16 protein-coding genes are annotated in these 17,505 nt (G+C 70.9%); 7 read left to right on the forward strand and 9 right to left on the reverse strand.

Translation table 11 applies throughout. From position 1 onward, the window contains the following. Nucleotides 1-14: 14 nt before the first annotated feature. From ACFY0F_RS22945 to ACFY0F_RS22960, 4 genes are read right to left on the reverse strand one after another with little or no spacing between them, the layout of a single operon-like run. On the reverse strand, nucleotides 15-830 hold the full coding sequence (locus ACFY0F_RS22945; RefSeq protein WP_388797258.1) for an ABC transporter permease: 816 nt from the start codon (nucleotides 828-830) through the stop codon (nucleotides 15-17). 16 nt (nucleotides 831-846) lie between these two features. Beyond that, on the reverse strand, nucleotides 847-1,737 hold the full coding sequence (locus ACFY0F_RS22950) for an ABC transporter permease (RefSeq protein WP_388797261.1): 891 nt from the start codon (nucleotides 1,735-1,737) through the stop codon (nucleotides 847-849). Nucleotides 1,738-1,740: 3 nt separating this feature from the next. Next, the gene (locus tag ACFY0F_RS22955) at nucleotides 1,741-2,937 is read right to left on the reverse strand and encodes an ABC transporter substrate-binding protein (protein WP_388797263.1); all 1,197 of its coding nucleotides are present in this window, start codon (nucleotides 2,935-2,937) and stop codon (nucleotides 1,741-1,743) included. Nucleotides 2,938-2,963: 26 nt separating this feature from the next. Next, nucleotides 2,964-4,001, reverse strand: a complete 1,038-nt coding sequence (locus ACFY0F_RS22960; RefSeq protein WP_388797266.1) for an ABC transporter ATP-binding protein — start codon at nucleotides 3,999-4,001, stop codon at nucleotides 2,964-2,966. Between the two features lie 121 nt (nucleotides 4,002-4,122). On the opposite strand from ACFY0F_RS22960, the gene ACFY0F_RS22965 reads away from it, so the two are divergent. Both ACFY0F_RS22965 and ACFY0F_RS22970 read left to right on the forward strand, forming a co-directional pair. After that, on the forward strand, nucleotides 4,123-4,851 hold the full coding sequence (locus ACFY0F_RS22965; RefSeq protein ID WP_388797898.1) for a FadR/GntR family transcriptional regulator: 729 nt from the start codon (nucleotides 4,123-4,125) through the stop codon (nucleotides 4,849-4,851). A gap of 34 nt (nucleotides 4,852-4,885) precedes the next feature. Then, the gene (locus ACFY0F_RS22970) at nucleotides 4,886-5,668 is read left to right on the forward strand and encodes a cache domain-containing protein (RefSeq protein WP_388797269.1); all 783 of its coding nucleotides are present in this window, start codon (nucleotides 4,886-4,888) and stop codon (nucleotides 5,666-5,668) included. Between the two features lie 57 nt (nucleotides 5,669-5,725). Here the strand turns inward: ACFY0F_RS22970 and ACFY0F_RS22975 are convergent, their stop codons facing one another. Beyond that, complete coding sequence (locus ACFY0F_RS22975) at nucleotides 5,726-6,388, reverse strand: hypothetical protein (protein WP_388797272.1); 663 nt, start codon at nucleotides 6,386-6,388, stop codon at nucleotides 5,726-5,728. Between the two features lie 235 nt (nucleotides 6,389-6,623). On the opposite strand from ACFY0F_RS22975, the gene ACFY0F_RS22980 reads away from it, so the two are divergent. From ACFY0F_RS22980 to ACFY0F_RS22990, 3 genes are all read left to right on the forward strand, one after another. Beyond that, a complete protein-coding gene (locus ACFY0F_RS22980) occupies nucleotides 6,624-7,280 on the forward strand; it encodes a helix-turn-helix domain-containing protein (RefSeq protein WP_388797275.1) in 657 nt (218 codons plus the stop codon). Between the two features lie 32 nt (nucleotides 7,281-7,312). Continuing rightward, nucleotides 7,313-7,852 (forward strand): toxin-antitoxin system, toxin component, encoded by a 540-nt coding sequence (locus tag ACFY0F_RS22985; RefSeq protein ID WP_388797901.1) that lies wholly within the window; start codon nucleotides 7,313-7,315, stop codon nucleotides 7,850-7,852. 137 nt (nucleotides 7,853-7,989) lie between these two features. Then, nucleotides 7,990-8,217, forward strand: coding sequence for a hypothetical protein (locus ACFY0F_RS22990; protein ID WP_388797279.1), 228 nt, complete (start codon nucleotides 7,990-7,992; stop codon nucleotides 8,215-8,217). 64 nt (nucleotides 8,218-8,281) lie between these two features. Here the strand turns inward: ACFY0F_RS22990 and ACFY0F_RS22995 are convergent, their stop codons facing one another. Together ACFY0F_RS22995 and ACFY0F_RS23000 are read right to left on the reverse strand one after the other, a co-directional pair. Further along, nucleotides 8,282-8,962, reverse strand: a complete 681-nt coding sequence (locus ACFY0F_RS22995; RefSeq protein WP_388797282.1) for a 4'-phosphopantetheinyl transferase — start codon at nucleotides 8,960-8,962, stop codon at nucleotides 8,282-8,284. Next, nucleotides 8,910-9,818: a metallophosphoesterase family protein gene (locus ACFY0F_RS23000; RefSeq protein WP_388797285.1), complete on the reverse strand. Its 909-nt coding sequence runs from the start codon at nucleotides 9,816-9,818 to the stop codon at nucleotides 8,910-8,912. The genes ACFY0F_RS22995 and ACFY0F_RS23000 overlap by 53 nt, the downstream gene beginning before the upstream one ends. Nucleotides 9,819-10,114: 296 nt before the next feature. Here ACFY0F_RS23000 and ACFY0F_RS23005 point away from each other — a divergent pair, with 296 nt between their 5' ends. Both ACFY0F_RS23005 and ACFY0F_RS23010 read left to right on the forward strand, forming a co-directional pair. Further along, entirely contained in the window at nucleotides 10,115-11,260 is a 1,146-nt protein-coding gene (locus ACFY0F_RS23005; protein WP_388797288.1) for an ATP-grasp domain-containing protein, read from the forward strand. 176 nt (nucleotides 11,261-11,436) lie between these two features. After that, nucleotides 11,437-13,125: a carbohydrate binding domain-containing protein gene (locus ACFY0F_RS23010; protein ID WP_388797291.1), complete on the forward strand. Its 1,689-nt coding sequence runs from the start codon at nucleotides 11,437-11,439 to the stop codon at nucleotides 13,123-13,125. Between the two features lie 49 nt (nucleotides 13,126-13,174). Here the strand turns inward: ACFY0F_RS23010 and ACFY0F_RS23015 are convergent, their stop codons facing one another. Together ACFY0F_RS23015 and ACFY0F_RS23020 are read right to left on the reverse strand one after the other, a co-directional pair. Then, nucleotides 13,175-14,425 (reverse strand): alpha-L-fucosidase, encoded by a 1,251-nt coding sequence (locus ACFY0F_RS23015; protein ID WP_388797294.1) that lies wholly within the window; start codon nucleotides 14,423-14,425, stop codon nucleotides 13,175-13,177. Nucleotides 14,426-14,428: 3 nt separating this feature from the next. Further along, complete coding sequence (locus ACFY0F_RS23020; RefSeq protein ID WP_388797297.1) at nucleotides 14,429-17,482, reverse strand: alpha-mannosidase; 3,054 nt, start codon at nucleotides 17,480-17,482, stop codon at nucleotides 14,429-14,431. Nucleotides 17,483-17,505: the final 23 nt, after the last annotated feature.

Raw genomic sequence — 17,505 nt, forward strand, 5'->3', positions numbered from 1 at the left:
CCGCTCGGCCGGCTTCACACCCGGCTTCCGGTCGCCGTGTCCGCCGACAGCCGCTGGGCGACGTAGATCGGGACGACCGACAGCAGTACGAGGACCGCCGCCACCACGTTCACCACGGGAGCCTGCTGCGGCCGGGTCATGTTGGCGAAGATCCAGATGGGCAGGGTCTCGATGCCCGGCCCGGCGGTGAACGTGGTCACCACGATCTCGTCGAAGGACAATGCGAAGGCGAGCAGCCCGCCCGCGAACAGAGCCGAGCGCACCAGCGGGAAGGTGACGTCGGCGAAGGCACGGAACGTGTGCGCGCCGAGGTCCATGGCCGCCTCCTCGTACGAGCGGGCGGTGCGGCGCAGCCGGGCGACGACGTTGTTGAAGACGACCACGATGCAGAAGGTGGCGTGGCCGACGATCACGGTGAACAGACCGAGGCCGATCCCGAGCGGCGCGAGGACCGTACCGAAGGCGGAGTTGAGGGCGATGCCCGTGACGATGCCGGGCAGCGCGATCGGCAGGACGACGACGAAGGAGACGGTGCCCCGGCCGAAGAAGCGGTACCGGGCCACCGCGAACGCGATCAGCGTGCCGAGGACCAGCGCGACGGCGGTGGCGCCGAGGCCCGCCTTCACCGACACCCACAGCGCCTCGCGCGCTCCCGTGTTCCGCCAGGCGACCGACCACCAGTGGGCGGTCAGGCCGGGCGGCGGCCAGCTCGCGCTGCGGTCCGGGTTCAGGGAGTTGACGAGGACCAGCAACAACGGCACGTAGATCACTGCGAAACCGAATCCGGCGGCGACGCGCAGCGCGATGCGCGCGGAACGCGAGAGCTGCATGACGGTGATGACCTCTCTAGAGGCTGCTGAGGGCGCCCGTGCGGCGCACCGCCAGCAGGTACAGCACGATCACGGCCACCGGGACCGTGCCGAGCGCCGCGGCCATGGGCAGGTTGAGTTCGATGTCGGAGTAGACGAGGTTGCCGATCAGCTGGGTCTTGCCGCCCACGATCTGCACGGTGATGTAGTCACCGAGGCTGAGCGAGAAGGTGAAGACCGACCCGGCGGCCACCGACGGCAGCACCATCGGCAGGACGACCGACCGGAAGGTGCGCCCGGGACGCGCCCCGAGGTCGGCCGAGGCGTCCAGCAGACCGGCGGGGAGCCGCTCGAGCGCCGTGTGGATGGGCAGGACCATGTACGGCAGCCAGAGGTAGGTGAGCGTCAGCACGGTCGCCGGCAGCCCGAAGCCGGGTCCGCTCAGACCGAACGGCCGCAGCGTCCAGTCGGCGAGTCCACCCTCGGACAGGATCAGCCGCCAGGCGTACACCTTGACCAGGTAACTGGCCCACAGCGGGGTCAGGATGGCGACGACGAGCAGGGGGCGCCGCTTCGGTCGCGCGACCCGGGCGGTGTAGAAGGCCAGCGGGAAGGCGACCACCGCGCACATGACGGTGACCGCGAGGGCCACGCCCACGCTGCGCAGGATCACCTGCCGGTAGACGGGTGTGGTGACCAGGGCGTGGAAGTTGGCGGTGGAGAAGACCTTCACCACCTGGGAGGTGAAGGAGTTCGTCGTCCAGAACGCGGAGACGAACAGGACGGTCAGCGAGCCGAGGTAGAGCACGGCCAGCCACAGCAGCGGGGCGGTCAGCAGCAGGGCCAGCCGGAGCCGGGGGCGGCGGTGCAGCGTCCCGGCGAGCCGCCGGACGGTCCTGTGCCCGGCGGCGTTCGCCTGTGTGGTCATCGCTCAGCCCTTGATCTCGGTCCAGGCCTGCACCCACTTGGCGTACGGCACGCACCTGACGTCGGTGCGGCCGTCGAGGCACTGCTCGATGGGCGTGTTCCAGAAGGCGATGTTCTTCCAGTACTTCTCGTCATCCGCGTGGTAGGTGGTGCAGAAGTTCTTGTCGCTGGTCTCCTCGCACGCCTTGGCGTTGGCCGGGGCCTCGCCGAAGTACTCGGCGACCTGGGCGTTGACCTTCGGGGATACGATCCAGTCCAACCACTTGTATGCACAGTTCGGGTGCTTGGCTTTCGCATACACCATCCAGGTGTCGGACCATCCGGTCGAGCCCTCCTTGGGTACGAACGCCTTGACCTTGGCGCCTTCGCCGGCGGCGAGGCCCGCGATGACCTGCCAGGTGGTGCCGACGACCGAGTCCCCGCTCTTGAAGGCGGAGACCTCCTTGAGGTAGTCGCTCCAGTACTCGCCGATGCTGGCGTTCTGCTTCTTCAGCAGGGCTACTGCGGCGTCGAACTGCTTCTGGTCGAGCGCGTACGGGTTCTTGATCTTCAGCTCGGGTCTGGTCGCCTTGAGGTAGAGGGCCGCGTCGGCGATGTAGATCGGCGAGTCGTACGCGGTGACGTGGCCCTTGTACTTCGCCGCGTCGTCGAAGACGGCCGACCAGGAGGTGGGCGCCGGGTCGACCTTCTCGGTGTTGTACATCAGCAGGTTGGCGCCGCGGCCGTGCGGGATGCCGTACATCCGGCCGTCGACGGAGTTCCAGGCGCCGTTCTTCAGGCCGCTGAAGACGTCCTTGTAGTGGGGCACGAGAGAGGTGTTGACGGGGGCCGCGTCACCGGAGGCGATGAGACGCAGGGACGCGTCGCCGGAGGCGGAGACGGCGTCGTACTCGCCGGTCTTCATCAGCTTGACCATCTCGTCGGAGCTGGCGGCGACCTTGGAGCGGACCTGACAGCCGGTCCGCTTCTCGAAGTCGCTGACCCAGTCGACCTTGGGGTCGTTGGACCCGTCCTCGACGTAACCGGCCCAGGCGATCAGATCGACCTGGCCCTCGGCCTTGCCGATGCTGGACCGCGCCTTGAGGTCGGGCGGGTTGAGGCCGGCGGCCCGGGAGCCGCCCCCGTCGGAGGAGTCGCAGGCGGTGGCGGCCACGAGCAACGCGGCGGCTGCCGCCACCTGGAGGGTTCGGGTGAGACGCACGACGTACTCCCTGTGGTGAAGAGCGATCAGTGGGCGTCGGGGACCTGGATCGTGTGGCGGCGGTGCCATTGGAGACGGACGCGGATGCCGCGGTAGGCGGCGACGTCCTCGGCGGAGGTCTCCAGGTTCTGCTGCAGCGCGGTGAGGCGGCCGCCGGCGTCGAGGTCGACGAGGAAGCGGGTGCTGTCGCCCAGGTAGACGACCTCGGCGACGGTGCCGGTGGCAGTGGCGTGGTCGGGTGCGTCCACGTCGGCGGACTCCTTCAGCACCCGGATCTTCTCGGGACGGACGCTGTAGGTGCCCGGAGCGCCGGTGATGCGCTGGGCGGATTCGCCGACGAGCAGGTTGGAGGTGCCCACGAAGGAGGCGACGAAGGGCGTGGCGGGGCGCTCGTAGATCTCGGCCGGGGTGCCGACCTGCTGGATGCGGCCTTCGTGGAAGACGGCGATGCGGTCGCTCATCGTCAGGGCCTCCTCCTGGTCGTGGGTGACGAAGACGAACGTGATGCCGACCTCGCGCTGGAGTGCCTTGAGCTCGACCTGCATCTGCTCGCGCAGCTTGAGGTCGAGGGCCCCGAGCGGTTCGTCGAGCAGCAGCACCCGGGGACGGCCCACCAGGGCCCGGGCGAGGGCGACGCGCTGGCGCTGGCCCCCGGAGAGCCGGTCCGGGCGCCGTTTGCCGTAGCCGTCGAGGCGGACCTCGGCGAGGGCCTTGCGGGCGCGGACCAGGCGTTCGGCCTTGGGCACCTTGCGGACCTTGAGGGCGTAGGCGACGTTCTGCTCGACTGTCATGTGCGGGAAGAGGGCGTAGTCCTGGAAGACGGTGTGCACGTCCCGCTCGAAGGGGGCGAGCCGGGTGACCTCCTGTCCGGCGAGTTCGATCCGGCCCTCGGTCGGGGTCTCGAAGCCGGCGATCAGCCGCAGGACGGTCGTCTTGCCCGAACCGGATGGGCCCAGCATGGAGAAGAACTCCCCGTCCCGGATCTCCAGGTCGACCCCGGCCACGGCGGTGGTCTCCCCGAACGACTTCGTCAGGCCCTGCAGCAGGATCGCGCTTCCCCCCATGGACGGGAACCTTTCTGGCGGCCGGTACGTTTCAGTAAAACTATGAAGTCATAGTTCAGATCTCAAGACCCCCCTCAAGGCAAAGCTTGAGTCAACGGGCAAGGTGGTGGCCGTGAAGCGAATGACTGACGGCGGGGCTCGTAGAGCCGTCTTCGCACCGGTCGACAACCTGGCGCGCGTCGAGGCGGTCGTCCACCGGCTGGGCGACGCCATAGAGCTCGGACTGCTCGCCGACGGCGAGCAGCTGCCCGGCGAGAGTGAACTGGCCGGACGGCTCGGCGTGTCCACGGTGACCCTGCGGGAGGCGCTCATGGCACTGCGGCAGCAGGGCTTGGTCACCACGCGCAGGGGCCGCGGCGGCGGCAGCTTCGTCTCGCTGCCCGACGTCCCCGGCGAGGAACGGCTGAAGACCAGGCTGCGCGGCTGGAGCACCGAGGAGCTGCGCGACCTCGGCGACCACTGGGCCGCCCTGTCGGGTACCGCGGCCCGCCTCGCGGCCGACCGTACCGAACCCGACGACCTCGCCCAACTGCGTCGCACCACAGCGGAGTTGGCCCGTGCCGAGGACGCAGCGGCACGCAGCCGGGTGTACGGCCGGTTCCATGTGGAGCTGGCGGCGGCCGCGCAGTCCGCCCGGCTCACCCGGGAACAGGTGGCGCTGCAGACCGAGATCGGGGCGCTGCTGTGCCTCGTGCTCGGCGACGACGAATATCGTGAAGAAGTGGCGGACCGTCAGCGGGCCGTGATCTCGGCCGTGCAGGATGGCAACCCCGAAACCGCCCGCACGCAGGCCGAACGGTGCGTCCAGGAGTCGGCGGCGCGGCTCATCGCGCTGCGCCTGACCCTGTAGCACGGCCGGTCGGGCCCGTCCGCTGGAGTGCGCCATGAGCCAGAGCCCAGGTCTCGTCGGCGACGCGGCCACGACGTCGGCCGGCAGCGCGGAGGAAGGCGTCTCGGCCCAGGTGGCCCGCCGGCTCGAAGCGGTGTTCGACTCCGTCGCCGAGACCTGCGCCGACACGGCGGAGCTGCTGGTCCGGGTGGCCGCCGAAGGCCGCAGGCCCGTGACCGCCGACCTCGCCGCGCTGCGCCCGGGACTGCATCTGCGGCTGGCCCGGGACGAGTTGGTATCCGGGGCCGGTTTCATCACCGCGCCGGGACTGCTCACGGACGTGCCGGCGTGGCTGGAGTGGTGGCAGACCTCCGCCGAGGGCGTCCTGCGGCCGCTGCTGCCCGACCTCGACCCGGGCCGGTCGGCGTACTCGGACTACACGCACTGGGACTGGTTCGCCCTGCCCCGCGACGCCGGACGGCGGGCCCTTTCCGGGCCGTACGTCGACTACCTCTGCTCCGACGAGTACAGCCTGACGCTGTCCGCGCCCGTGCGGGTGGCGGGCCGGTTCGCGGGCGTGGCCGCGGCCGATGTCTATCTGCGGCACTTCGAGGCGGTCGTACTGCCCCTGCTGCGCCGACTGCCCGGGCCCGCCCATCTGGTCAACGCCCGCGGCCGGGTGGCGGCCTCCGCGGACCCCGCCCACCTCGCCGGGTCCCTCACCCGGGGGCCGGACTTCACCGCGGTGCTGGAGCGGGGGCGGGCGCAGATGTGTGGAGCGACCCGACTGGTGCCCTGCCGGGGTGTGCCGCTGGTGCTGGTGGTGGCGACGGGATGAGGTCCGTGCGGCGGTCGGCCCGGCGCCGTCGGCGACCTGAACGCCGACGGTGCCGGGTCAGGCCTCCGGTGCCGGAACGACGGTCAGATGGCTCGCCGCGGCGCGGGCGCGGCGCGGGGCCGCGGCGGTGCGGCGGGAGTCGCGCAGGACCAGGGTGAGACGGGCGTAGCCGAAGGCCTGAAGGGCTCTCGGGGTCTCGACGACGATCCGGCACTCGGTGGCGCCCCAGCGCGGGTCCGGGTGGAGCAGCGGACGGACGGCCCCGTCGGGCTCGCCGGCGTTCTCGCCGACGGTGCGGATCCAGTGCGGCAGGCCCTGCCGGAAAGCGGCCTCCATGAGCGGGTCCTGGGCGATGTCCCGGCGGATCGCCTGCAGCCCGTGATCATGGACGCTGCGCTCCCAGGCGGCCTTGAAGTGGGCCAGCATCGGCAGGCACCAGCTCGGCTCGTGCTCACCGAGGACGGTGGCCGCGTCGGGGTGGAACAGGACGAACCTCAGGAAGTTGTCGCCCGGCATGGCCGTCGGATGCGGGCCGACGCCCCGGAAAAGTGTCCGATACGCGCTGTTGGCCAGGACGACGTCCCAGCTGTGGTCCACGACGAAGGACGGAAAGGAGACAGCCTCCAGGAGCGTGGCGTAGTCCTGGAGATACGCCTGGGCCTCGAGACCCTCGGGGACGGGCCGCGGCGCCGGCCGCTGCCCACCTGCCTGATGTGCCATCGGGAGGTCACCCCTCTTGCCTATGCGGCCTTCACGCGGCGCCCTGATCCTGCTGCTCCGACAAGAGTCATGTCAACTATCGTGGCATTTCATGCCTGTTGACGGCTGAAATTGGCCACAGTTGTGGCGAGACCTGGATGTGAGTTCGAAGCACCCGCTACTCTCCGGGAAGTTCACGGCAACTGTTTGTGGTGAGTCTCGTGTTGAGCCTCTGAGAGACGTAGGAGATCTGTCGGTGACGGATGGCTACGAGGATCCGGGCGCCACGGCGACCGCCCAGCTGCCGGCCGTCGTCGCCCGCGTCACCGCGCTCGCCGACCGGCTCGGTGTGCCGCACGCCGAGGTCTTCGACGTCAGGCGGCTGTCCGTCGCCTGCGGCGTCCCCGACCCCGTGATCAGGGCCCTGCTCGGCGGGCGGGCCGCGGGCGAGCCCGATGTGCAGGCGAGGTTTCTGCAGCGCCTGGACCTGCTGCGCCGCACCCGGCTGAAGCCCAACGGGCGCAGGTACACCCAGCAGGAGATCGCGGACGGCGCGGGCATGTCCCGGCAGCAGGCGGGCGCGCTGATCAACGGCGACCGGCGTCCCACGATGGAGCACTGCGACGCGCTGCAGCGTTTCTTCCGCGTGCACGCCGGTTTCCTCACCGCGGAGGACCCCGAGGCCCTCGCGGGTGCCCTGCAGCGCACCGAGCAGGAACTGCTGCAGAAGCTGGCCGACCGTGAACGGGCGGCGGCCCGGCTCGCCGAGGATCCGCTGGAGCGGCTGCTGCAGGACCACGGCGTCCGCGGGATCGCCTGGCGGGCCGCGCAGCTGCCCACCGACCAGCACCGCGACAAGGTCGCCGAGTGGCTGGACATGCTCCTGGAGAGCGTCAAGCGGCCCGAGTCGTGAAACCGCGCGGAAGAGTGGGCACCGCCCGGCGGATGCGCCGCCTGTGCGGCGAGTTGGTCGCCGAACTGACCCTTCCCGCCCCGGCGCGGCCGAACGACCTGTACACGGCACTGTGCGATGCGATGAGCCGCCGCCGCGGCCGGCCCGTGCTGTTCCGTGCGGCCGCCTTCCCGCCCGGCACCGCCAGCGGGCTGTGGCTCGACATGGCCGACCGGGATCTGATCGTCGTGGAGGAGCGCACCGCGCCCGACCACCAGCTGGTCATCCTCGGGCACGAGTTGTGGCACATGCAGGCCGACCACAGCGGCCACCGCCTCGAGGGCGTACGGGTGGCGTCGCGGCTGCTCGGCGACGACCGGGACCAGGAGGCCCTGGAGGCCGCCGTGCACAAGGTGGCCGCCCGTACCCGCTTCGACCTGGCCGAGGAGCGGCAGGCCGAAGCCTTCGGCCTGCTGCTGGCCAGCAAGTGCCGTACCCGGCTGGCGGGTTCGTCACTGCGCGGCCCGGTGCCGCGGGACGACGTGGCGGGCCGTATCGAGGCGTCGCTGGGGTATCTGCGTCGCCAGGCCTGAGGCGCGCCGGACCGTGGCCGGCGTGCGGCAGGGCGGCGTTGTCAGTGGCGGGGGGCAAGCTGGAGGTGCGCCGCAGCCGTGAGCGGCGTACGCGCCGCGCAGCGCGTGGACCATGACACTCCACGGGGAGCCGACCGATGCCCACCACCGTACTGACCGACCGTGAGCGCGCCGCCGTCCAGGCATATCTGCGGCTGCTGCACACCGTGCGCGCCGCCCTGGACGGGCCGCCGGACAAACCCCGGCCGGTCGCCGTCCCGCCCGCCGTGCTGGCCGAAGCCGACCGGGCGCTGGCGGACGCCGGCCTCGCGGGCAACGAGGGAGAGTTCTTCCGGCTGCTGCACGACCGGCGCCCGCGGTCCTGAGCCGGCCGGGCCCGGGGACGCGGCGTTCGACCGCACGGCCGGTGTTCCCGGGCCCTGGGCGCGCTCAGGAATGCGGCACCACGACCGCCGTCATGACCACCCCGCGCCGGACGCCCCAGCGGCCCTCGAACCGGCCGACGCGGCGACCACCCACCCAGGGCCCCGGCACGAGGAGTTCGGCGTGCAGACGGCCCCCCGGGTCCGGGCCGGGCTCGGGGACGATGTCGATGTCGGCCTCGGAGAAGTCCAGCCACCGGCCGGTGAGCGGGAACCAGGCCTTGTAGACGGACTCCTTGGCACTGAACAGGATCCGGTCCCAGTGCACGTCGGGCCGCTCCTCGGCGAGCCGGCCCAGCCGCTCGGCCTCGGCGGGCAGGAAGACGTAGGAGACGACCTCCTCCGGGAGCACCTCGTGCGGTTCGGCGTCGATGCCGAGGGAGGCCAGGTCGGTGGCGCGGGCCAGGGCGGCGGCGCAGTAGCCGTCGCTGTGGGTCATGCTGCCGACCAGGCCGTCCGGCCACAGCGGCGCGCCGCTCTCGCCGGTCAGCACGGGCTGCGGGGGCACTCCGAGCTTCTCCATGGCGATCCGGGCGCAGGCGCGCACGGCGGAGAACTCGCGGCGGCGCTTGGCCACCGCCCGGGTCATGAGTGCCGCTTCCCCGGGGTAGAGCGGGGCGTCCCGCAGCTCCTCGTCACCGTGCAGTTCCACGGCCACGACGGAGTGCGGAAGCAGCTCCTCGATCACCGGACTCGACCTCCCTCGGCAGGATACGACGCGGAATTCCCGGCGCCTGTGGGCGCCCCCGCCATTCGCGGGGATACCCGAGGGACACCTCTTCGAAGCGGACGCCGTCGTGCCAGGTGGTCCGCGGGATGTGGAGATGACCGTAGACCATGGTGGCGACGCGGAATCTGCGGTGCCAGTCGGCGGTGCGCCGGGTGCCGCACCACATGGCGAACTCGGGGTGCCACAGCACGTCCGTGGGGTGCCGGTCCAGCGGATAGTGGTTGATCAGGATGGTGGGCAGGTCCTCGGGCAGCTCGGCCAGCCTGCGTTCCGTCCCGGCCACCCGGGCCTGGCACCATGCCTCTCGGCTGGGGTAGGGGTCCGGGTGCAGCAGGTGCTCGTCGTTGCAGACGATGCCGGTGCCGTGCGCGTAGGCGAGGCCCTCGTCCTTGGTGGCGCATCCGTCGGGCAGGAAGGAGTAGTCGTACAGCAGGAACAGCGGTGCGACGACCACCGGACCGCCGGAGCCGTGCCACACGGGGTACGGGTCCTCGGGGCTCGTCACGCCCAGCTCACGGCACAGCTCGACCAGGTGCTCGTAGCGGGGGACGCCGCGCAGGGTGACGGTGTCACGGGGGTGGGTCCACAGCTCGTGGTTGCCGGGGGACCACAGGACCTTGCGGAAGCGACCGGCGAGGGTCCCGAGGGCCCAGCGGATGTCGGCGACCGTCTCGGCCACGTCGCCGGCCACGATCAGCCAGTCGTCGTCCGAGCCGGGGCGCATCCGCTCGACGAGTGCACGGTTCTCGGCGTATCCGATGTGCAGGTCGCTGATGGCCAGCAACTGCCCGGCCCCGCCGGCCGTGGACTCCACCCTGGCCCCTTCCGATCATGTCAGTGACACCACGAGAACACATGCACGGCCGCCGGACAAGGACAATCCGCGCCAGCGCGGGGCGCGCCACTTCAGTCGCTGCTTCACGGCGCCGCCGCGCGGGACCGGTGCATCCGTAACACGGGCGTTGCACGCAGGGGCCGTTGAAAGCCGTATGATCGCCCCAACACCACCGCCAGGAACGCCCTTCGCGCAGGGCGGTTTGGTGTACCTCCCTCTCCCCTGCCCGGGCACGGGCCGCTGCGCCCTGCCCGAAACCCCGAAAGGCGGCATGCATGCTCTCTCGCGTACGCGTCTGGCTCAACCGCACGTACGCGGAGAACGTGTTCTTCATGGAACAGCTGCGGAGAAATCCCAGCGACCGCGCGGTGGAGATCCATGCCACGCACGGTGACCCGGACTCCCCCGTGCTGGCCGCCGCCGACACCGCCGACCTGGAGCCGGAGGGACTGTCCCCGGCCGGGTACGTCGAGTACGCCCTGGACCAGTGCGCGCGGCGCGGTATCGACGTGTTCGTGCCGCGCCTGCACCAGGCGGCGATCGTGGCGCAGCGGGCCGAGTTCGAGGCGGCCGGCACGGTGCTGCTGGCGCCGACCCCCGAGGGGGTCGCCGTGTTCGAGGACAAGGCGACCGCGTACGAGGCGGTCACCTCGGTCGGCGTGCCGGTGCCGCCGTGGTGGCGGGTGCGTACGGCGGACGAACTCCTCGCAGCCGTCGACGAGTTGGAGGCGGCCGGGCACAAGGCATGCTTCAAGCCGGCCGCCGGAGCGGGCGGCGTGGGCTTCCGGGTGATCACGCGCGCGCCGTTCTCGCTGGCGCAGCTGAACGGTTTCCCGGGTCCAAATGTGCCGCTGGAGCTGGTGGTGGCGGCGGTGCGAGAGGCCGAGGAGCCGGTGGACTGGCTGGTGATGCCGCGCCTGGCGGAGCCGGAGGTGTCGGTGGACTGTCTGACGGGCCCGGACAACCGTGTCCGGCTGGCCGTGGGCCGCACCAAGAACGGGCGGCGGCGCGGCTTCACCCTCGACGAGCAGTGGCTGGCACCGGCGCGGCTGATCGCGGAGGGGTTCGGGCTGCACTACCTGTCCAACATCCAGTTCCGGTTGTTCGGGGAGCAGCCGGTGCTGCTCGACGTCAACACCCGCCCAGCCGGCGGCCTGCACCAGCTGTCGCTGTGCGGGGTCAACGCGCCGTGGGCGGCGGTGCAGTTGGCGCTGGGTGAGGAAACCGGCGAGATCGTGCCACCGTTCCTGGGCCAGGACTACGCCGTGGTGTCCGGGCCGCGTCCGGTGCGGCCGGTGTCGTTCCCGCGGCAGCGCACGGAGGAGGCCGGGCCGCTGCTGCCGACGATGCCCTCGCCCGCGGCGGCGCCCGCCACCGAAGTCGCGGCACAGACGGGTGCCTCCGCGGCGGCACCGGCCTGAGCCGCGAGGGCCCGCATCGCATCGGCCTGAAGCACACCGTCCACCGGTCTGGACCAATCATGGCGCATCCTCTTGACACCATGATTGGTCCATACCAACTTGGTTGCGCACCTCTTTCCGCACTCCCCGCACACCTCGTGCACTCCCGAAACCCCCCATCACTTCAGGGAGATCGCGTGCGCAACACACTCCGGCGTTCCAGACGCCGTCTCCTCGCCCTGCTCGGCTCCGCGACCCTGGCGCTGGCCGGGGCCATCGCCCTCCCCGTGAGCGCCCACGCGGCCGACATCCTCACCAACTCCGGCTTCGAATCGGGCGGCCTCTCCCCCTGGACCTGCAGCGGGAACCTCGGCTCGATCGTCTCCTCCCCCGTGCACGGCGGCTCCAAGGCCCTTGCGGGAGCCGTCACTTCGAGCGACAACGCCCAGTGCAGCCAGACGGTCTCCGTCCAGCCGAACACCACGTACAGCCTCAGCGGCTGGGTGCGCGGCAGTTACGTCTATCTGGGCGTGAGCGGCGGCGCCTCCACCTGGACGACATCGCCTTCCGCATACAGTCGACTGTCGGTGTCCTTCACCACCGGCGCCACGCAGACCAGCGCCACCGTCTACGTCCACGGCTGGTACTCCCAGGGCACCTACTACGCCGACGACTTCAGCCTGGACGGACCCGGCGGCGGGGGCAACGGCTCGGACACCCAGGCGCCGACCGCGCCCACCGGCCTGGCGTCCACCGGGAAGAACTCCTCGAGCGTGTCGCTGAAATGGAACGCGTCGACGGACAACGTGGGCGTGAGCGCGTACGACGTCTACAGCGGGGGAAACCAGGTACTCAGCGTCTCCGGTACGAGCGCGACGGTCGGCGGACTGTCGCCGAACACCGCGTACACCTTCACGGTGAAGGCACGTGACGCGGCCGGTAACGTGTCGGCGGCCTCCAACTCCGTGACGGTCACCACGGACGCGGGCAGCGGCGGTGGCAGCGGCTTCAAGCAGGCCGCGCCGTACCTGTACGAGGGCTGGGGCGATCCGCCGAACCCGAGCACGGTGATGAGCGCGACCGGCGTCAAGTGGTTCACCATGGCGTTCGTACTGGACTCCGGCGGCTGCACCCCCGCCTGGGACGGGAGCCGGCCGCTGACCGGCGGCGCCGACCAGAGCGCCGTCAACGCCATCCGTTCCGCCGGCGGCGACATCGTCCCCTCGTTCGGCGGCTGGCAGGGCAGCAAGCTCGGCGCCAACTGCTCCTCCGCGAGCGCGCTCGCCGGGGCCCTGCAGAAGGTGATCGACGCCTACTCCCTGAAGGCGATCGACATGGACATCGAGAATTCGGACGAGTTCGAGAACGAGGCCGTGCAGGCGAGGATCCTCACCGCGCTGAAGACCGTCAAGGCGGCCAACCCCGGCCTGAGGACGATCGTCACCTTCGGCACGTCGACCACCGGCCCGACCTACTACGGCAACCGCCTCATCGAGCAGGCGCAGTCACTGAACGCGAACATCGACGTCTTCACGATCATGCCGTTCGACTTCGGCGGCGGCTCGGACATGTACGGCAGCACGGTGAACGCCGCCGAGGGCCTGAAGGCCAAACTCAAGTCGACCTTCGGGTGGGACGACGCGACCGCCTACTCCCACATCGGCATCTCCGGCATGAACGGCCTGTCCGACCAGCAGGAGAACACCGCCCCGGCGATCTGGACCCAGATCCGGGACTGGGCGAACTCCCACCACATAGCCCGGCTCGCCTTCTGGTCGGTCAACCGTGATCGGCCGTGCGCGGGCGGCGGCGTGGTGAGCAACTGCTCCGGCATCAGCCAGAACAACTGGCAGTTCACCTCGATCACGGCCGGATTCACCGGCTGAGAGCCCCGCTTCGGCGGCCGGTCCCACCAGGGCCGGCCGCCTCGGCAGGTCAGAACCGGCCTGAACCCCGGTACAACTCCAGTTCGCCGTCCAATTCGACGGCGAGCACGGTCGCGTACGGGTCGAGGTCGGACTCGGCGGGCGGGTCGATCCACAGCACGCCGACCGCCTCGTGCAGGCCTCCGACGACCCGGTGGCCCAGCTCGGCACCGGTGCCGAGCACCGTGACCCTGCGGACCTTCGTGGCCAGGCCCCGGACACCGATCTCGGCGCGCGGGGCGTCGAACACGGTCAGGTAGAGGGTGCGACGGTCGGCGGAGAGCGTGCTGGGCCCGTAGTGGTGCCCGGCCGGCAGCCCGCGCACCGTCCCGTACACCGCCTCGGAGTGCTTGCGGATCCACTCCCCCATCACTTCGAGGCGCTCGACCTGCGGCTGCGGGATGGTGCCGTCCTCCATCGGGCCGACGCTGAGCAGCAGGTTGCCGCCCCCGCCGATGGTCTCGGTGAAGTACCGGATGAGCTGCGCCGGCGACTTGTGGTTGTGGTCGTGGTGCTGGTGACCCCATGAGTCGTTGATCGTCAGGCACAGCTCCCAGGGGCCCTCCGGCGGCACTATGGGGGCGCCCTGCTCGGGGGTGGCGTAGTCGCCCTCGCTGAGCATGCGGGCGTTGAAGACGACGTCGGGGACGTAGGAGCGGATGAGCGCGGCGAGTTCCTTGATCCGCCACTGCTCCTCGCTGCGGTCCCACTCGCCGTCGAACCACATCAGGTCGGGCCGGTAGCGGGAGGCCAGTTCACGGACCTGGCCGTCACGGTAGGCGATGTACCGCTCCCAGGCATCGAGATCCTCGTCCTCGGCCGAGCACTCGGAGTACCGGTTGTCCTCCAGCTCGGGAGGACGGCCCGGCTTGCGGGTGGTGGCGTAGTCGGGATGGCTCCAGTCGGAGTGCGAGTAGTAGAGGCCGACCTTCAGTCCCTTCTCGCGCAGTGCCTCGGCGTAACCGGAGATGTAGTCGCGGCCCAGGTTCAGGTCGCCGTACGCGGTGTCCCACAGGGCGACACCGTCGTGGTGCCGGCTGGTGAGGACGGCGTACTTCGCGCCCGCCCGGGCGAACAGGTCGGCCCAGGCCCGTGGGTCGTAGTGGGCGCCGGTGAACCGTTCGAGCTGGGACATGTACTGGTCGTAGGGCACGATGTCGTCGTAGAAGGACCAGGATTCCTGGACGCCGTCGACGGCGTAGATACCCCAGTGGACGAAGATCCCGAACTTGGCGTCGGTGAACCAGGACTGCATCGGCACGGGTCAGTCCACCTCCGCCCGCCTGAGCCGCAGCGTCAGGACCTGGAAGGGCCGCAGGGCCACGGTCACCGCGCCGTCGGCGTCGGTCTCCGCGTCCTCGAGCGGTCGCTCCAGCAGGTCGGTCACCTGGGCGCCCGCGAGCGGGAAGCCGGTGCGCAGTACGCCCCGGGCACGGCCGCCCAGGGACTCGTACAGGCGGACCACGACATCACCGGAGGCGTCGTCGGCGAGCTTGACCGCCTCGACGGTGACGCCCTCGCCCTCCACCGAGACGACGGGCTGCGGCTCGCCCGCCGATTCCGCCACCCGCAGGGGGAGGTTGAGGGCGTAGCCCTCGGCGACCGCGTCCGCGATGCTCGCGCCGGGCAGGAGGGAGTAGGTGAAGCGGTGGCGGCCCTGATCGGCCCCCGGGTCCGGGATGCGCGGGGCGCGCACCAGGCTCAGGCGGACCGTGGTCGTCGTACCGCCGTCCTCTCGGACCGTGCGGGAGACGTCGTGGCCGTACGTCGAGTCGTTGATGACCGCGACGCCGTAGCCGGGCTCGCCGATGTGCACCCAACGGTGGCCGGAGACCTCGAAACGGGCCGCCTCCCAGCTGGTGTTGGTGTGCGTGGGCCGCTGGATGTGGCCGAACTGGATCTCCGCGCTGGAGTGCGGGGCGCGCACGTCCACGGGGAAGCCCGCCTTGAGGATCTTCTCGGCCTCGTGCCAGTCGATGTCGGTCTCGAAGTCGACGCGGGGGCTGCCCGCGCGCAGGGTGATCGTCTGGGTGATCTTGGAGCCCTTGCCGAAGCCGCGCTCCACGCGGATGGCGCCGACCAGCGGGTCCTCCTCGACCACCGTCACGGAGTCCGGCTCCAGCAGGTCCGTGTAGCGGTTCTGGTAGTGCTTGTCGATGTCCCAGGCGTCCCAGTAGTTGGGGAGGTCGGTGTGCAGGCGCAGGAGGTTGCCACGGTCGGCGAGGACCTCGCGCTGCGCACGCAGGTCGTACACGGACGACAGTGTGCCGTCTTCCGCCACCTCCACGCGGATCAGCCCGTTGTCGAGGATCCGGCCGCTCACCGTCACCGGCTGCGGCGGCTCGACGGCCGTGAGGGGGGCGCTGCCGCCCGCCGGCACCTCGACGTACGCCGGTGCGCCGGCGGCCGTACGGACGACCTCGCCACGGGCGAACGGACCGGTGTTGAACACACGGGCCCCGCCGCCGCCCAGCGCGGTGACGGCCTGCGCCGTCAGCTCCTCCAGTTCCTCGGCGACCCGCGCGTACTCGGCCTCCGCCTCGCGGTGCACCCAGGCGATGGACGACCCCGGCAGGATGTCGTGGAACTGGTGCAGCAGCACCGTCTTCCACAGCCGGTCCAGGCTCTCGTACGGGTAGGTGTAGCCCGGGGCGTGCAGTGCGGCCGTGGTCGCCCACAACTCCGCCTCGCGCAGCCGGTGTTCACTGCGCCGGTTGCCCTGCTTGGTCCGGGCCTGCGAGGTGTACGTGGCCCGGTGCAGCTCCAGGTACAGCTCGCCGACCCACACCGGGGCGTCCGGGTACTCCTCGCGGGCCTTGGCGAAGAACGCGTCGGGGTGCTCGACCTCGACCCTCGGGGAGCCCTCCAGGTTCTTCAGCCGTCGCGCCCGCTCCATGATCTCGCGGGTCGGGCCGCCACCGCCGTCGCCCCAGCCGAAGGGGGCCAGGGACCGGGTGGCGCCGCCCTTCTCGCTGTAGTTGCGGACCGCGCGGGACATCTCCTCGCCGCTGAAGCGGGCGTTGTAGGTGTCGATCGGCGGGAAGTGGGTGAAGATGCGGGTGCCGTCGATGCCCTCCCACCAGAAGGTGTGGTGGGGGAACTTGTTGGTCTGGTTCCAGGAGATCTTCTGGGTCAGGAACCACTCGTTGCCGGCGAGCCGGGCGAGCTGGGGGTAGGCGGCGGTGTAGCCGAAGGAGTCCGGCAGCCAGACGCCCTTGGTCTCGACGCCGAAGTGCTCGATGAAGAACCGCTTGCCGTGGACGAGCTGGCGGGCGAGGGCCTCGCCGCCGGGCAGGTTGCCGTCGGCCTCCACCCACATGCCGCCGACCGGCGCCCACTGGCCCTTCTTCACGGACTCCTGGATGCGGGCCCACACGTGCGGGTAGTTGTCGCGCACCCACTCGTACTGCTGGGCCTGCGAGCAGGCGAAGACGAACTCCTCGTACTCGTCGGCGAGGGAGGTGACGTTGGAGAAGGTCCGGGAGGTCTTTCGCTTGGTCTCGCGGATCGGCCACAGCCACGCGGAGTCGATGTGCGCGTGCCCGACGCCGGAGATCACGTGTGCGCTGGCGTGGGCGGGCTTGGCGAGCACCGGCCGGAGCACCGCGCGCACATCCGCCGCCGAGCCGGCGATGTCGTCCAGGTCCAGCAGGTCGAGGGAGCGGTCCAGCGCGTGCATGATCTCGTGCCGGCGCGGGTCGTGCTCTCCCAGCTCCAGCATCAGCTCGCGCAGCACCTGGATGTCGAGGTCGAGGTGCCAGACCTCCTCGTCCAGCACGGCGATGTCGGCACGGCGGAATGTATACAGTGGACGGTCGCCTGCCGTCAGTACATCGCCCAGCGGTGTCGGCGCCGCGAAGTCGTTCGCCAGGATGTCGGGGTTGGAGGCCGCCTCGACCAGGTAGTCGACGCTCTCCCCGCCCGCCGCCGGGTTGGCGATCGCCACGTACTGGTTGAGCGGGTTGACCGCCTTCAGCGGCGTCCCGTCGGTGAGGTGGACCAGGGCCTCGGCCTGGTTGCCCGGCCAGTCGCCCACGAAGCCCAGGTCGATGACCGCCTCGACATGCCGGCCGGCCCACTCGGCGGGAACCTGCCCGCGCATCCGGAACCAGGTGGTCCCCCAGGGCGGACCCCACGGGGTGCCCATCTCGAAGGACTCGTACGAAGCGGCCGCGGCCTCCTGGAACGGGACCGGCTCCCCCGGTGCCTGCCAGGCCTCGACGGCGAGGGGGACGGTGGCCGCGTAGATCGCGGGCTTGATGCGCTGGTCGTGGAGGCGTGTCACGCGCTCCTCGATCCTGCGGCGTTCGTCGTGCATGAGGGTCTCCAGGGAGGGGAGCA

The sequence above is a fragment of the Streptomyces sp. NPDC001544 genome, assembly GCF_042894285.1.
In the GTDB taxonomy this organism is placed as follows: Bacteria; Actinomycetota; Actinomycetes; order Streptomycetales; family Streptomycetaceae; genus Streptomyces.

Excerpts from the sequence above, each read along its gene's own strand:
- ACFY0F_RS22970 (WP_388797269.1), top strand. The coding sequence starts at position 4,886 with ATGAGCCAGAGCCCAGGTCTCGTCGGCGACGCGGCCACGACGTCGGCC.
- ACFY0F_RS22990 (WP_388797279.1), top strand. The coding sequence starts at position 7,990 with ATGCCCACCACCGTACTGACCGACCGTGAGCGCGCCGCCGTCCAGGCA.
- ACFY0F_RS22965 (WP_388797898.1), top strand. The coding sequence starts at position 4,123 with ATGACTGACGGCGGGGCTCGTAGAGCCGTCTTCGCACCGGTCGACAAC.
- ACFY0F_RS23020 (WP_388797297.1), bottom strand. The coding sequence starts at position 17,482 with ATGCACGACGAACGCCGCAGGATCGAGGAGCGCGTGACACGCCTCCAC.
- ACFY0F_RS22950 (WP_388797261.1), bottom strand. The coding sequence starts at position 1,737 with ATGACCACACAGGCGAACGCCGCCGGGCACAGGACCGTCCGGCGGCTC.
- ACFY0F_RS22985 (WP_388797901.1), top strand. The coding sequence starts at position 7,313 with ATGCGCCGCCTGTGCGGCGAGTTGGTCGCCGAACTGACCCTTCCCGCC.
- ACFY0F_RS22975 (WP_388797272.1), bottom strand. The coding sequence starts at position 6,388 with ATGGCACATCAGGCAGGTGGGCAGCGGCCGGCGCCGCGGCCCGTCCCC.
- ACFY0F_RS23005 (WP_388797288.1), top strand. The coding sequence starts at position 10,115 with ATGCTCTCTCGCGTACGCGTCTGGCTCAACCGCACGTACGCGGAGAAC.
- ACFY0F_RS22960 (WP_388797266.1), bottom strand. The coding sequence starts at position 4,001 with ATGGGGGGAAGCGCGATCCTGCTGCAGGGCCTGACGAAGTCGTTCGGG.
- ACFY0F_RS22945 (WP_388797258.1), bottom strand. The coding sequence starts at position 830 with ATGCAGCTCTCGCGTTCCGCGCGCATCGCGCTGCGCGTCGCCGCCGGA.